Source organism: Pseudoalteromonas sp. S3785 (assembly GCF_005887365.1).
In the GTDB taxonomy this organism is placed as follows: domain Bacteria; phylum Pseudomonadota; class Gammaproteobacteria; order Enterobacterales; family Alteromonadaceae; genus Pseudoalteromonas.
Genome location: NZ_PNCT01000039.1, coordinates 32,976 through 48,349, shown reverse-complemented (window position 1 = coordinate 48,349; position 15,374 = coordinate 32,976). Strand labels below are relative to the sequence as shown.

General features: G+C 41.9%; 12 protein-coding genes. 4 read left to right on the top strand and 8 right to left on the bottom strand.

Annotated elements, in window-relative coordinates:
• Nucleotides 1–153: 153 nt before the first annotated feature.
• The 4 genes from CWC17_RS10860 (at nucleotide 154) to CWC17_RS10845 (ending at nucleotide 3,879) form a co-directional block, all read left to right on the top strand.
• Nucleotides 154–621 (top strand): hypothetical protein, encoded by a 468-nt coding sequence (locus CWC17_RS10860; protein WP_138612869.1) that lies wholly within the window; start codon nucleotides 154–156, stop codon nucleotides 619–621.
• A gap of 111 nt (nucleotides 622–732) precedes the next feature.
• Entirely contained in the window at nucleotides 733–1,203 is a 471-nt protein-coding gene (locus CWC17_RS10855) for a GNAT family N-acetyltransferase (RefSeq protein WP_171037613.1), read from the top strand.
• Between the two features lie 462 nt (nucleotides 1,204–1,665).
• Nucleotides 1,666–2,178 carry a DUF421 domain-containing protein gene (locus CWC17_RS10850; RefSeq protein ID WP_138540327.1) on the top strand — a complete coding sequence of 171 codons (513 nt, stop codon included), beginning with the start codon at nucleotides 1,666–1,668 and terminating at the stop codon, nucleotides 2,176–2,178.
• Nucleotides 2,179–2,406: 228 nt separating this feature from the next.
• The gene (locus CWC17_RS10845) at nucleotides 2,407–3,879 is read left to right on the top strand and encodes a S41 family peptidase (protein ID WP_138612868.1); all 1,473 of its coding nucleotides are present in this window, start codon (nucleotides 2,407–2,409) and stop codon (nucleotides 3,877–3,879) included.
• Nucleotides 3,880–3,930: 51 nt separating this feature from the next.
• Here CWC17_RS10845 and CWC17_RS10840 read toward each other — a convergent pair whose 3' ends face one another.
• From CWC17_RS10840 to CWC17_RS10805, 8 genes are all read right to left on the bottom strand, one after another.
• Nucleotides 3,931–6,864 carry a TonB-dependent receptor gene (locus CWC17_RS10840; RefSeq protein ID WP_138612867.1) on the bottom strand — a complete coding sequence of 978 codons (2,934 nt, stop codon included), beginning with the start codon at nucleotides 6,862–6,864 and terminating at the stop codon, nucleotides 3,931–3,933.
• Between the two features lie 77 nt (nucleotides 6,865–6,941).
• On the bottom strand, nucleotides 6,942–9,068 hold the full coding sequence (locus tag CWC17_RS10835) for a glycoside hydrolase family 16 protein (RefSeq protein ID WP_138612866.1): 2,127 nt from the start codon (nucleotides 9,066–9,068) through the stop codon (nucleotides 6,942–6,944).
• Nucleotides 9,069–9,440: 372 nt separating this feature from the next.
• A complete protein-coding gene (locus tag CWC17_RS10830; RefSeq protein WP_138612865.1) occupies nucleotides 9,441–10,232 on the bottom strand; it encodes a sterol desaturase family protein in 792 nt (263 codons plus the stop codon).
• Nucleotides 10,225–10,869, bottom strand: a complete 645-nt coding sequence (locus CWC17_RS10825; protein ID WP_138612864.1) for a CDP-alcohol phosphatidyltransferase family protein — start codon at nucleotides 10,867–10,869, stop codon at nucleotides 10,225–10,227. Before CWC17_RS10825 ends, CWC17_RS10830 begins: the two co-directional genes overlap by 8 nt.
• A 22-nt stretch (nucleotides 10,870–10,891) precedes the next feature.
• Nucleotides 10,892–11,530, bottom strand: coding sequence for an ATP-binding cassette domain-containing protein (locus CWC17_RS10820; protein ID WP_138612863.1), 639 nt, complete (start codon nucleotides 11,528–11,530; stop codon nucleotides 10,892–10,894).
• Nucleotides 11,531–11,552: 22 nt separating this feature from the next.
• Nucleotides 11,553–13,307, bottom strand: a complete 1,755-nt coding sequence (locus tag CWC17_RS10815; protein WP_138612862.1) for an ABC transporter permease — start codon at nucleotides 13,305–13,307, stop codon at nucleotides 11,553–11,555.
• Nucleotides 13,304–14,581: an ABC transporter substrate-binding protein gene (locus tag CWC17_RS10810; RefSeq protein WP_138612861.1), complete on the bottom strand. Its 1,278-nt coding sequence runs from the start codon at nucleotides 14,579–14,581 to the stop codon at nucleotides 13,304–13,306. Before CWC17_RS10810 ends, CWC17_RS10815 begins: the two co-directional genes overlap by 4 nt.
• Nucleotides 14,568–15,374 (bottom strand): DUF547 domain-containing protein, encoded by an 807-nt coding sequence (locus tag CWC17_RS10805; protein WP_138612860.1) that lies wholly within the window; start codon nucleotides 15,372–15,374, stop codon nucleotides 14,568–14,570. Before CWC17_RS10805 ends, CWC17_RS10810 begins: the two co-directional genes overlap by 14 nt.

Below are 15,374 nucleotides of genomic sequence, written 5' to 3'. Positions count from 1 at the left end.
CGTATTGGTGTGATGTACTTAAAACAAGGCAATTAAGCAGGAAAATTTACAGTTGGCTGTTTTCGCTGCGCTCAACAATTTTAGCCAACTATAAATGTCCTCTTATTGAGGCGTTATATTTTTTCAGACATGAATTTAGTTGGGAAGCAATAGGTGGAATTAGAAGATATTTATGATTCATTAGAAACTGAACTAATGAAACAAAACGAAGTGGAACTGATTCTCTTGAAAGGCCATCTGATTCTAGAGCAAGCTATAAATCAACATTTACAACTTTATATCGATAACAGAAAAAATCTTGACTCATTAAATTTAATGTTCGCGAAGAAAGTTGATTTGCTCATAGCTTTAGAGGGTGAAAAGCCAAACTCTTGGCAAGAGTATGCTTCGCACATTAAAGAGTTGAACAAAATCAGAAATAAGTTAGCGCATCAGCTTAACTTTCATTGCTATCACGAGGATTTAAAAAACTGGGCGTGCAAAGTGTTAGGTCACACGCCTAAAACAATAAATCGTAAAACAACATATAAGAACATTGTCATTAAAGCTTTCTGTCTTTTAGTCGGTTTCTTGGTTGGCGTTTGTCAGGTTAGGCGGGAAGTAGCGGAATTAAAAATATAACAAACGCATCAACGCATGGACTAATAAAGCTTGGCTTAGTTCGTGCCTCACTAATTTTAGCCAAGCTTTATTAGCCTGTTATGCGAGGCGTTAAGTTTCTGGGAAACATTGATGATCATAAGGAAGATGGAAGAGAAGGACCTTGAAGCTGTAAGTGCAATTTGCATGGACTCTTTTTCGCAGTCTGTTGCAGGTACATTGTCTGATGAGGGGATTACAACCTTTTCGAATATCGCTGCGCGCGATGCATTCCTCGTTAGGATGAAAGGCGATAACTTGATGCTGGTTGCTCAGGACAACGAAAATGTCGAAGGTGTCATCGAATTAAAGGAGGGACGCCATGTTGCGATGCTTTTTATTCGTCCGGAATCCCAGAAAAGTGGCATTGGAAGAAAGCTGCTTATATTCGCCTTGAATCATGCGAGGGTCGAAACTGTTACCGTCAGCGCGTCGCTATCTTCAGTGACCGCTTATGAAAATTATGGGTTTGAGTGCAGTGGCGAAGTGGGCGAATCGGCAGGCTTGGTTTATCAGCCTATGGAGCTCAAACTTAACAAGGCAATGCACGCGACAAGCGCGTGATTGCGGGGTTATGAGGTGCTCTAGATAGTATGCAGAATATAAATCCATGGCTTTGGTCAGCTTTTGTTTTGTCTCTTTCAGGAATCTTTTTTAGATGGGTGTTTGGTAATACGTTTGTGAGCTTTTTTCTTGCCGTATTGCTAGCTTTAGCGATAGTGCCTTTAGTTAAAAAAATTCAGAAAAAGAATTAACAAAACACCCATTTTAAACTTTGCGTTTTTTGATGCCTACATTCTAATAGGTTAAATAAAGTGGGTGCCATTATAATTTGGTGTCTTGACATAAATTAAAAATTATTCGTAAAGAGACCCATTAATAAAAGATAAACCCTGAATCTGTATGGGAAGTTTAGTTGCACAGTGTTGTTTGTTTTATTAAGGTGACTACCTAGTTTATGAGATTCAGGTGGCTGTTTAGTTTATATGATTATTAGTATATTCAGCACCTTAAGTAGAGGGAAATATGTTTTTTGAATCGTGGAGTGAAATAGCGCGCATTGTTACCACAACCTTGATTATTTATCCCTTTTTAATCCTAGCGACGCATTTATTGGGTAAACGCTCATTTGCTAAAATGAACAACTTTGACTGGATAATTACCGTGGCGGCGGGCTCCATCTTAGGTTCTGCTATCTTATTGAAAGACGTGGTGATAGTTGAGGTTTTAGTCGCGGTAAGCCTACTCCTCTTTTTACAATATTTACTCACTTGGATCAGCGCCCACTTTTCGACGTTCGACAAAGTAGTCAAAACCGCTCCACAATTAGTTTTTTTCGACGGTGAATATATAGAGGCTGCTATGAAAGACACTCGTCTCACCAGCACCGAAGTGGAAGCAAGTGTTAGAAAAGCCGGTTTTGGTGATTTAAGTACAGTTATGGCGGTGGTTTTTGAGGCCGACGGTGAGTTAAGTATTGTTCCGAAAAGTGAAAACTATGATCAACTGATTATGAAGTTACGAAATCCCCGGGATTAATTGGACAGTTTTTAGCGGCCGAAGATTAGTTCAAGCACCAAAATTAATTGGCATGGCTTTTTTACTGTATCAGACACATTGCTCAACTACTAAATAAGGTTGGCCGATTCTTAAGTTTTTAACTTAGGTGCCAGGTATATATTTACATATGTACCTTAAATCGCTTTTTTAGTATGGTTAATGAACAATAACCTACCAGTAATTTATTTTTAGCTTAAATGGACTTTCATGACTATAAAAACAAAAATAACCAATTATGTATTGCTCCCAATTTTACTACTACCAGCAGTTGTAAATGCCGCACAAAAGTACGCAGAACCTACAACAAAAGCGCAGTGGCGCAGTATAACAGAGCGCGATATTGAGGCGGCTTACAGTATTACCGCGCATAATCACCCCGGTATGTTTGATGCCAACAACGCCGCGTTCCCTGACTTATTAAAAAAAGCAAAAGCAGAGGCGCTTGCACTCTCGTCACAAGCGAGCGGGCCGCAAGTTCATGTAGCGGCAATTGCACGCTTTAGTACTATTTTACAAGATGGCCACGCCGGTGCGTTTTCAAGCGTAGATAGGCCCGCGCGCCGTTGGCCCGGCTTTAGAACTGTGTGGCGAGGTGATGCGCTAAAAGTGTATTACAGCGAAAGCAATAACATTAGCAAAGGCGACGTTATAAGCCAATGTGATGGGCAAAGCACTGATAGCTTAATGCGTGAGAGAGTATTTAAGTTTCATGGTGAAGTTGCACAGCCTGGCCATTGGTGGCAGCAAGGTTGGCGGTTACTCATTGACGAGGGCAATCCATTTTTAACTCCCCTAAAAGAATGCGAATTTGTTAAAGCCAATGGCGATACCTATACACACGTATTAAATTGGTCTGTAAGGCCTAAGTCAGTCAGTAAGCATTTAGAAAATGCCTACAACGGTGATGAGCTCCCCATTGATTTAACGTGGCCTGAAAAAAATATTGCGTGGATTGCTATGCCTAGCTTTTCATCAACCGATAAACAAACTACTGCCTACAATAAAGTGTTTGAAAAAATACAACAGCAGCGTAGCAAGTTACTTACTGCAAAAACCGTGGTATTAGATTTGCGCCATAACCAAGGTGGCTCATCTTATTGGAGCTCACAAATAGCCAAAGAATTATGGGGCAAAAAAGTAGTAGAACAAAAAACAGCTGGTACTACTCAAAACGAGCAAGTGTGGTGGAGAGCGTCAAAAGATAATACTGACTATGTAGAGTCTTTATTGGACGTTGTAAAAGATCAGCCTGAAGTACTGAAAATTGTTAAAACTGTAGCTGCGGGTATGGCTTTATCACTTAAAAGTGGTGAACCATTTTATGTAGAACATGAGACTAATACGCTAAATAACATACCACATAAGCCTTTAACTAGTGACTTTAAAACCAAGTTGTTTGTTATTGTTCCGCCGCAGTGTGCCAGTGCTTGTTTAGATGCGCTTGATAAGTTTAAGCTTTTTGAAAATACCACGTTATTCGGTGCGCCAAGTAGCGCAGACTCGCTGTATATGGAGGTACGTTTAGCCGATTTACCGTCAGGCTTAGGTAAAGTTGTAGTGCCAAATAAAGTGTATGTAAACAGAGCGCGTGGGGCAGGGGACTTTTACAAGCCCGATGTGGCATATAACGGCATTGATTGGACAACCAATGTATTACTTGAGCAAATAAAAACGTTGTAAAAAAGCCGCTTGTTGTAAAAAGCGGCTTAACTATTCTAACTAGGGAATAGCTTAAAACGTGTAACGGGCACCAATTGAGTAACGTGGACCGTACTGATTAGCAAATAAAAATTGCTCTTCGTAGCGGCCGTAGCCTTCTTCGGTGGCATTATTTAAGTTTATGCCATCAAAAAATACGGTTACGTTTTCGTTTACATCGTAGTTTACGCTCATATCCCATTGGCCGTAGGCTTTAGCATATTGCGGTGGCGCATCGGCTGAGCCTTGTGCTTGGCCTACACCAATTAAGTACGAGTCGCGCCATGCGTACGTAATTTTGATTGATAGGCCGTCTTTTTCGTAAAAGCCTTGGAAGTTAGCTGAGTCACTTAAACCTGTAAGCGGCGCTTGTTGGTCTAGGCTTTCGCTATCAAATTCAACGTCGCCATCTACAAACGTGGCGTTAACACCTACACCAAAGCCGGTTTCGCCAATTAAGTGCTGAACAGCCACTTCAAAACCATCTACCGATTTGCTGTCGGTGTTTTGTGGCTGGCTTATGTTCCATACTATAAGTGGGTCATCGCTATTTGGCTCAATAATGCCATTCGCATTGCCATAACCATTGCTAATCATTTGTGCAAAAATAGCGTCGGTAGTTGCTTGCTCGCCGCGCGATTCAATATCGCTTACAGCTTGTGAGTAACGTGGGCCATTTAAAATATCGTATAGGCCATCAATCGTGGTTTGCGTAATAGTTGTTTGAATAAAGTTATCTACGTCTTTTTTAAAGTAACCAACAGAGGCGTAGCTGCCCTCTGCGTAGTAATACTCTAATGATAAGTCGAGGTTTGTTGATTCAAACGGTAGTAAGTTTGTATTACCTTGGCTACCCGTGCGCGAACCCGGTTTTGGGCTACCAGTTAAGCTACGGCCACCGGCTAAATCACCCAGTGGTGCGCGCGACATAGTTTTACCCCATGAAACACGGGCTACAACGTCTTCGGTTAAATCAACACTTACATCGATTGACGGTAATAGTATGTCGTAATCGCCTTGCTGCTCTAGGAAGTTATCATCGCCGCCGGCTGCATATTGCATTATCCACTCTGATGCGCTGATCCAGTTTACTTGCTCTTCAACACGTTGGCGTACTGTGCTAGTTACATCTGTTTGCTCGTAGCGCAGGCCTGCGTTTACTTTTACGTAGTAATCGCTTACATCAAACTCCCAGCTTGATTGAATATAAAAGCTGTTTGTGATTTCTTCTACGTAGCTTTCGCTATCAATACCATCCATGTAAGCATTAGCTGCGTATGCATCGCCACCGGTTACATCAGAAGTTAGGTATGCCATTTGGCGAGCCACTGCTTCGTCAAAATCGTAGGTGTAGTAGTAACCTGGTTGTAAGTTGCTGCCGCCACCATCAAATTGATCTAAAAGGCCCGACGTATCGTGGCGAGTAAACATACTATCTGGGAATATTTCTGTGTACGATGGGTTAAAACCAGGGCCACCTACTAAACCACTCCATGCAGTGTAACCACCGGTGTTTTGCTCAGTGCGTGATGCGCCAAATTTAACTTTAACTAAGCCAATGTCATAGCTTTCGTTGTACCACGTAGTATGTAGTTGTAACTGTTCAATGTTTGATTCACCCGGCGAGTGGGTAAACTGACTAAAGTTTGAGTCAATTTCGCCCGGTGTTAGTTCGCTTGTGCCATTTAACCAGTTAACTTGAGCACTTGGAATATCGCCTGTGCGGTAATCGTAAATTTTATTAGCAAGCTGATCAGAGCCTAAAATCACTTGGCCGATACTGCCTAGCCCGTCATCGGCGCCGTTGTCGGTCTCATTTTTAGAGTCGTGGTAATCAAGCTCTATGTGCCACGTGTCGTTTATTTCCCAATCAAGATTTAACCCAATAGAGCGCGCTTTTACTTCAGTAGTACCTTTGGTGGCTGTAAACGAGGCATCATTACCGCTAATGTCGGCGTAAACAGCTGTACCATTTTCATCTAGCTCGTAGCCGTTAATATTGCTACCAAAGTCGTTCCAAATACCCCAACCAATAGTTTCAGAGCCTGTTACTGCTTTACTCGCAGTGTAATCAAGCGTGGCTACAAAGCCATCTACCGGTGCAAACTGAAAAGTAACTTGGCCGTTTGTACGTTCACGCTCTACATCTTCAATAGAGTAGTTCATGTCTTTAGGGAAGTAGTAGTTACCTGATGGGACAGTACGGTTATCAACCACGTTACTGCTATCTAATTCAGGTAAAGCTACGTTGGCTTGCCAACCTTGAATATTGGCACGTTGCTTTTGAAAGTCGCGTTCTTGGTGCGAAAACGAAAAACCAAAACCAAATCTGTCATCTGCAAATGTGTTGCTGTAAACCGCCGAAAGCTCAGGAGTTACATCATCACCGGCTTCGTTAGACGAGTCGTGATTTGCTTTAACTGTGGCTGAAAAATTTTGACCTGGCTTTTGAAAAGGGCGCGCAGTAGAAATATTAACTGTTGCACCTAAACCACCGCTTGGTACATCGGCGCGCGCTGTTTTAAATACTTCTAGTGCACTTACGCCCTCTGAGGCAATGTTTTCAAGGTTGTACGAACGCGTATAACCGGTACCTGGCATTTGGCGGCCGTTTAACGTAATTAAGTTAAACTCTGGGCCAAAACCACGTACCGTAATTTGGCTTCCTTCACCGTTAGCGCGACTTACCGATACACCGGTAATACGTTGAAGAGACTCTGCTAAGTTAGTGTCTGGAAATTTACCCATTTCTTCAGCCGAAATAGCATCTACTACGCCTGATGAATCGCGTTTCATATCCATAGAACGAATAAGTGAACCACGAATACCCTTTACTTCAATAACTTCTACATCTGGTGATGCTGCTGTGTCTGCTTCGGCAGCAATAGCCGTATTTAACGTGCTCGCAGCAATGATAAGAGACACAGAAGCCGCAAGTTGGCTCTTTTTAAAATTGAATGTGTTCATAATAGCTCTGCTTTATAAAATGTTGTCAAGAGAGTAGGTGCTGTGTGAGCACCTATATTTTGTCAGTTAAAAATGGGTTAAGGGTTAGCAATAGTAACATTATCAACGCGGTAAACTGCGCCTGCACCTAGTCCCCAACCAGGAAATATCATTAATACATCTATCGCACTTACATCTAAACCTGCAGCCGATAAATCAGAAAGTGTATAAGTATATGTTTGCCACTCATTTAAAACAGGAGCTACGCCTTGCATACTTGCAGTTAATTCTAGCTCCACCGCTGAGTCACCTTCGTTTGATTCAACTTTGAAAAACCATGGAGCATCGGGTGTACTTGGCATACTTGTAACTTTCATGTCGAACGTAATTTGACCAGCGGTTAAAATAGAGCTGGCATCAAATGCCTCGCCACTTCCGCCTACAGATGAACGGCTATTAAAGCCCATTACTGTAGGTGTATCATTAATTGCAAACTCAGCTGTTATACCATGGTCTTCATCATCCATTACTTCCACTGGCGTAGAGCCACTACAGCAATCCCACATTGGCCAATCAAGATTTTGGGTATCAGAGAACACATCAAGCTCAGGGAAGTCTTGCGTAATTTTTACATCGCCAACTCTATAAACAGCGCCGTTACCCGTTCCCCATGTAGGGAATATCATCACTACATCAATAGCGCTAATATCTAAGTTTGCTGCCACTAGATCTGATAATTTAAACGTATAAGTTTGCCACTGGCCTACAACTGGCGCTAGACCTTCAACACTTTGTGTAATAGGTAACTCGGCTGCAGTTGCGGTATCGCCAGCGCTTTCTAGCTTTATAACCCACGTAGAGTTTGGATCCGCTGGAGCACTCATTACTTTCATTTTAAACTGAAAGTATCCTTCTGCTAGAAGTGGTGTTGCATCAAAAGGAGAGGCGACACCTGACTCATCAATAATATTCTCAGCTCTTGAAATAAAGCCATTAACAGTCGGGTTTTCACCAACACTAAATTCAACTGTATTACCTTGTTGTTCATCAACAACAAGTGCTGGTGTTGAACCTCCGCAACAATCCCATGCAGGCCAGTTAATATTAAAAGAATTACCAAATATGGTTAATGGAGTAACACCGCCGGCAATAGGTACTGGCGCATCACCCTCTAGCAGGGCATCGTCTAGGCTATCGTAACCTGGGCGAATAGTTTCACACCCTTTGCCGGTATCTGGGTTTGATGCACATTGATAAACGCGTACGTAGTCAACTGCAAACGTTTGGCCATTTTCAAATGCGCTGGCATCGATACCTAACTCATTTACATTTTCTGGCCAGTCGCCGCCTACCGCTAAGTTTAACAATAAGTGAAAGTCTTTATCGTAAGGAGCGCTATCCCAGTGGGTTTCTAGCTCGCCAGAACCTTGTTCGAAATACTCTGCAAACCAACCGCGGTGAGCAAGGCCTACCGCTTCGCCATTGGCATTAGTGCGTACTTCTGATTGGCGCTGTGTGGCGTATAGGTAGCCATCAACGTACCAACGAATTTCACCTTCTTGCCATTCTACTGCGTAGGTATGAAAATCATCTGCTGGGTTAGTATCTTCAGGAAATTTGTACTCTTTGCCAGTGCTGCTGTTATCTGGCCATGCGCGGCCGTAATGTAATGTGCCGTGAATGCTTGACTCAATACCGCCATCTTCATCAGTAGTTTTAAGGTTTACAGACTCTAATACATCAATTTCGCCTGAGCGTGGCCATGTACCGTATTCTTCATCGGTTGGTAACATCCAAAATGCTGGCCAACTGCCTTGCCCCGAAGGTAGCTTTGCACGTACTTCAAAGCGGCCATAAGTAAAATCAGCATTATAACGAGTATTTAAGCGTGCAGAGGTGTATGGCTTTTCAGCACCTTCTGTCGCTGGTAGGGCTACAATGTTTAACACACCGTCTTGAATAAAAGCGTTTTCTTCGCTGTCGGTGTAACATTGCTTTTCGTTATTACCACCGCCGTCGCAATTTAGTTCATAGTTCCATTTATTAGTATCAATAGCAGAGCCGTCAAACTCGTCGCTCCATACCATTTGCCAATCTGAAACAGGCTCAGAAGCGTCGATATTTTCAAAATTAGATGTTGTGGCAGAGTCGCCACCACAGCCTGCTAAGGATGCCAAAGAAATAGCAGCTAGTAAGCGAGCAATGTGTGTTTTTTGTATGTTCATAGCTGAACCCCGTTTTCACAGATTATTGTCAGAATGTGTTTGTACTTATTTTAATAACCGTTTTTGCATTGTAAGCGCTTACATTTTTCATGTGTTTTTGTAAGCGCTTACAAATGATATTGCGCAGTGCATTAATGGTCAACATATTTGTTTATTTTATTTACATTTAGTTTACGGTAAGACCAGTTTACCAATTGAGCTATTCATAAAAATAACATTATATATTAATAGATTAAGCTCATTAAAAAAGTCTTTAAAGTGGTCTTTTTAACTGTGTATGAAAGTATGTATTAATTTTATAATTAGGCATGCATTAAAAAACCTCTTAAAACTAGCTTGCTTTTTAGGCAAGCCAGTTACAAACGTTATCTACTATTTGTTTTTAAAAGGCATTATGAGCAATCCCCAAAGGGAGGCGTTTTGTTTTTGGCTTGGGTATTCTTTTAAGCCAATATCGATGTCGTTATCGGCTTTTTGCGCTTTATTTTTGTAACTACCAAACAGTTTATCCCACCAAATAACACTAAATCCATAGTTAGAATTGGTTTCGCTCACGCGTTGGCTGTGGTGAATTCGATGTAATATTTGGGTCATTAATATTAATCGAAGAGGCTTTTCTATTGCATTTGGCAAGCGAATATTTGCATGGTTAAACAGCGCTAAACCGTTAAGTGCTATTTCAAATATTAATACTGCAATAGCGGGCACACCTAAGGCGGTAACGGCAATCAATTTTATAAGTATGCTGAGTACAATTTCGATAGGGTGAAACCGCAAACCTGTGCTGGTATCTACGTGCGCATCGGCGTGATGCACGCGGTGCAAGCGCCACAAAATCGGCACTTGATGAAACAGCCGGTGCTGCCAATAAATAAGTATATCAAGCAGTAGCATGCTTAAAATAATGGCGACGATACTTGGTATGGCTATTTGGTTAAATAAACCGATACCGTGCTCTTGGTTATAAAGCGCTACGGCAGTTAAGCCTATTGGCACACTTAAGCGCGCAATTAATGATGAAGCAAACACCAGCCCAAAATTAGCCAACCATCGGGTGGTACTTTTTATAGGTGATTTGCGTGCGGGCATTCGTGACTCTAGCAGCATCATAATAACCAAAATGCTAAAAAAGAACCCTAAACGCCACCAAATTTCATTATTCATTGGGTTGTGTAACCTTATCGGCTTCTTGGAGTTTAAGCGTGTTATAACCACCATGTATACGTGTAAAAATAGTAATAGCGCACGCAGCGGCAAAAATACTCGCCATGATGGTAAAGTGTTGCGGCCAAATACAAAAGGCAATAAACAACGCAATGGTTTCTGTGCCTTCGGTTAAGCCATTTAAATAGTAAAAGCTTTTGTATTTAAATTGAGGTTTATCGAGCTTAAATTTTTCGGCTGCAATGGCAAAGGCTAAAAAGCTTGAGCCAGTGCCTATGAAGGTAGCCAACAATACCGCACCGGCAATCGCGTTTTGCTCGGGGTTTGCCAAAATAAAGCCAAGCGGAATTGCCGCGTAAAATAAAAAGTCGAGGGTAATATCTAAAAATCCGCCAGCGCTTGAACTTAAATTTGCATGACGTGCCAACGCGCCATCTAGCCCATCTAAAATACGATTTAAAGCAATAGCAGTTAACGCTGCGTACCACATTTCAAACGCAATTAGTGGTACGGCTAAAAGGCCTATTAAAAAACCTATTACAGTGAGTTGGTCGGGGGTTATACCGCGCCTGTGCATTAACGTTACAACAGGTGTTAACAGTGGCTTTATAACTGGGGTGATGTATTTGTCTAACATTCTCGTTGCCTTGTGCTTTTACTTATTCGGCTAAATTTAAGGTGATCAGTTTGCCGTTTGCAGCCTCTGCATCGCTATGATCGTGGGTGACCATAATAGCGGGCAGTTTATGCTCGCGTATTTGGCTAAATACCAGTTCGCGGGTATCTACTCTTAATTGGGTGTCGAGCTTACTAAATGGCTCATCAAGTAATATGGCTTTTGGTTCGCTCAATAGCATACGCAGTAAAGCAACGCGGGCTTGTTGTCCCCCTGAGAGATTGTCGGGGTGGCGGTTTGCCATTCCTTTTAAACCTACTTGCTCAAGCGCGTGGTCTATTTTTTCAAGGCGCTGTTTTTTATTGCCTTTTGGCATAGCAAATGCAATGTTACCGCTTACCGACAAATGCGAAAATAATAACGCGTCTTGGTAAAGTACGCCTATGTGACGTAAATGAGTAGGTAAGTTATTAATGTTTTCGCCGTTGAGCCACACTTCACCATTTGCGCTAAAGCCGCTGGGTAATGTGCCGGTAAGCCAGTTTAATAAACTCGATTTACCACTGCCTGATGGCCCCATAATGGTGAGTATTTCGCCGCCTTTTACTTGCTCGTTTAAACTAAGTAATTGCTCGGTTTGACGATAAAGCTCACAATTTTTAATCTCTAAAGATGACTGCATTAAAAACCTTTTAATTTATGGGTTAGCGTTGTGCGCTTTTAAAAAAATACTTAGGTAAAACCCACGCCAGTATAAAGCCAATTAATGGCAATGCCATTTGCATAATGGCATACACTGCACTGGTGCGCCTACTTGCGCCATTTGCAAGGGTAACCGCTTCGGTTGTAATTGTTGCTATGCGCCCGCCGCCTGCTAAAAGTGTCGGTAAGTACTGGCCAAAGCTAATGGCTAAACCAAGTGCTATGGCGATTAAGATAGGGGCAAATAACTGGGGTAATTTAACGTGTAAAAATACTTTGTAGGGTGTTGCGCCAAGGCTTGCTGCTACATGAGCAAAGCGCGGATCTAGGCGCCTATAACTGCTCGCAAGCGATAAAAATACATAAGGTAATACAAACAATAAATGGGTAAATACCACATTAAAAAACGCAGCTTGGTTATTTACTAACTGTTGCAGCCACACTAGGCCGAATAAAAACGCAATACTTGGTACAAGTAGTGGTAAATAAATAATTAAACTTGTAAAGCGTGACATGGGTTTTGCACTTAATTGCTCTGACTCTAAGCACAAAAGCGTAATTATAATGGCAAATAACGTTGTTACTAATCCTATAGCAAGGGTATTAAAAAGCGGGCTTTGCATTTGCATTAGCGCGCTTTTAAAGTGAAGTAGCGTAAGCTGCTCAGGCAAAGCCGCCGGAAAGCGCCAAAAACCAGCGACAGACCACATAATCAAGCCAATTAACGAGAGCAATATAAAGCCAATTACAAATACTGTAACTACGGTTGTTATTTTTTGCCAATAAATGCCGCCGTATTCTCGCTCGCCATTGGTGAGTAAATCATTAAATAATGCTTTTATCGCTTTTTCGCCGCCAAGCCAAAATGCTAACAATCCAGCAGTAAGCACAAGCTGCAATAACGCCCCAGCAGACGCTTTAATGCGCAGGTTTAAATCAACGTCGTTAAACCAGTGCATAATCGCAACAGCAAGCGTTGGCGGGGTGTTTGGTCCCAAAATAAGAGGCATTTCTACACTTGCACTGGCATAAGCCAATACTGCGAGAATAGGTAGACGCAATAATGGGTAAAGACTTGGCAATATTACTTTAAAAAAAGCAGTCATAGGGCAGTAGCCTAAGTTAAGCGCTACTTTATGTTGCTTGCGCAGCTTTTTACCAAGTTCAGGTTGAGCAAGTACACCGAGTGCCATTAACAGCAAAAAAGGCAGTTCTTTAAGCGTTAGCCCTAAAATTATACTAATGCCAAACGAGTCGTGAGGAAACATACCGTTAGGCGCAAGTTCCCAACCACTTAACCATGGCGATACTAAACGTGAAATCATACCCGAAGGAGCAATTAAAAAACCAACTGCGATAGCCGCTGCTGCGTGGGGTATTACCAGTATTGGGCTCAATAAGCGCTGAATATGGTTAAGCCACGGGCTATTAAAAAATGCCGCTAAAATCATTAACGTAATGACAAAGGCAAGTAAGGTACTTATTAATCCGGTGCCAACACTTAGCATAACCATATGTGTTAGGCCGGGTGTTTGCATAAGCATAGTAAAGCCATGTAGGCCAAATGTTGTGTGTTCAAGTACCGGTGCATAGCCAAAAGCGGGCAATAGTACGCTGATTAATCCGCCTATTACGGGCAAAATTAGCAATGCTAGTAAAAAACGTGGGCTCAATTTTACAATGCGCGTAAACATATCGGTACTGCAATGCGTTGTAGCTTTAGTATTTACAGCTACACTTTTTAAAATAACGCTCATTGGCTTACTCCATAACGCGCTTGCCAACCTTGCATAATAGCATTTACCCAGCTTGGGTGCGGCTCACTCAATGTACTTTTTATACTGTTAAAAGGTAAAGCACTTGGATGAGGTTTGGCTGTTTTAAATAATGCTTGCTGCTGCGTATTTAATGTTGATTGGATAAGTACTGTTTTATCGCCCCATATGTGTGCTTGTTGTTTTTGTGCTTGCGCCTCTGGGCTTAATAAAAAGTTAGCCACTAACTGAGCACTTTGCTGGTGGCTTGCATTATAAGGAATGGCTACAAAGTGGGTGTTACTTAAACTGCCGTCTTGCATTGCATAGCTGCGAATACTTTGTGGTAAATCATAGCGCTTAACTGCGGCGGGTACTTCGGGTGCTGAAAACGTAAACGCTATGCTTAGCTCTGTGTCGCCGACTAAGCGGCGCATTTGCGCACCACTTTGCATAAAATGGCTGCCATCGCGCCAAAGAGTTGGATGCAGTTTATTTAAAAAATCCCATAATGGGTTTAATACTTGGGCTTTATTTTGTGCTGTAGCAGGCTGATTTAACTGCGCTTTAAGTGTGTCATCACTTTGTTGATGTAGCATAACAAGCGCGTATTTTAAAAAGCTCGTGCCTAAAAAGTCAGGCGGTTTGGGGTAACTAAAACGCCCCGGATTTTGTGTGCTCCAGCTAAGCAATTGGTTTAAGGTTGTTGGTAGTGTGTTATTCACTGTGCCATCTATTGCTAAGCTGTCGTAGTAAAAAGTGAGTGATGCTTGGCCCCAAGGTGCTTCCATTCCATTAGTGGGTATTCCAAAATCAAAATTAACAGCGGGGTTATTGCTAGGGTCGGTGTAGCTAAAATTAGGCAGCTTATTAGCCCATTGTTTAAGTAATAATGAGTGCTCGCTCATGGTGGCAAAGTTAGCACCGTTTATCCAAATTAAATCTACGCTGCCTTTATCGTTATTGTTTGCTGATTTTTCGGCTAGTACGCGGCTTACAGCTTCGCTGGTATCACTGAGCTTTACGTGCACTAAGTTAATGTTGTATTTAGCTTTTACTTGTTTAGCAGCCCATTGAATATATGCGTTTATTTGCGCATCGCCGCCCCATGCATAAAAATATACGCTTTGGTTTTTACCTAGGCTTTCAACGTGTTGCCAACGGTTTTGTAGCTCTGTGCTCGCTATGCTTTTAAAGCTTATAACAAGGCAAATGCAAAACGCGATACAGCATATGCTGTATCGCGTGAGTATTTGCCAACATTTAGTGGCGTGCATTTAAATCCCAGTCGTAATCTAAAAACTTAACCTTCATGTTATCGTTTTTAAGGGCTTTTTGCTGTGCAGGGATCAAGTTAAGTGCTTTAGGGTATTGCATAAAAAACTGCTGCAATGTATTTGCGCCTTTGAAGCCTTTTTCAAAATCCCCGCCGTACCATTTAAATATTGAAGACACACTTAGCGTGTTATCTTGCGCTATATTACGGGTCATGTCTGATAAAAAGCGCACCGTTTGCTCTTGCAATTGGCTTTCTAAGTCAGTGGCATTATAGGCTTCTTCACGTAGTGCTGGGCAACCAATACTTGCGCAATTTACTGCAAAGTGAATACGGGGGTCGTTGTATTTACCACTACCACGTATTAAACCATGCTCTATATCATCAAGACTGCGAGTTTTACCAAGTAATGGCACAAACTCTATACTCCATGGTGAGCTAAAAAAGCTGCCTAAATCTTTAATCGATTTAAGATCTGGGTACTTAGTTAATATAAGCTCAACAGTAAAGGCATTATACGCATTGATTAAAAACGCAAGTTGCTTTGGTTTTTCCCACGTAACAAACTCATTTTGCGTAACCGCCGATAACGAATCTAAATAAGTTTTAAGTTCACTGTGCTTAGCTTTAATTGCTGTGTAATCAACCTCCGTGCTGTGGCCATGGTTAATAGCCACAACATGGTTGTTTAATAATGCATTCCAGCTGTCGTGCATGTTTTGGGCATTGCTTGTAAACGATGTTGCAAGCAATGCAGAACTTAACAAGAGCGCTTTTAAAGGTGTTTTAAACAT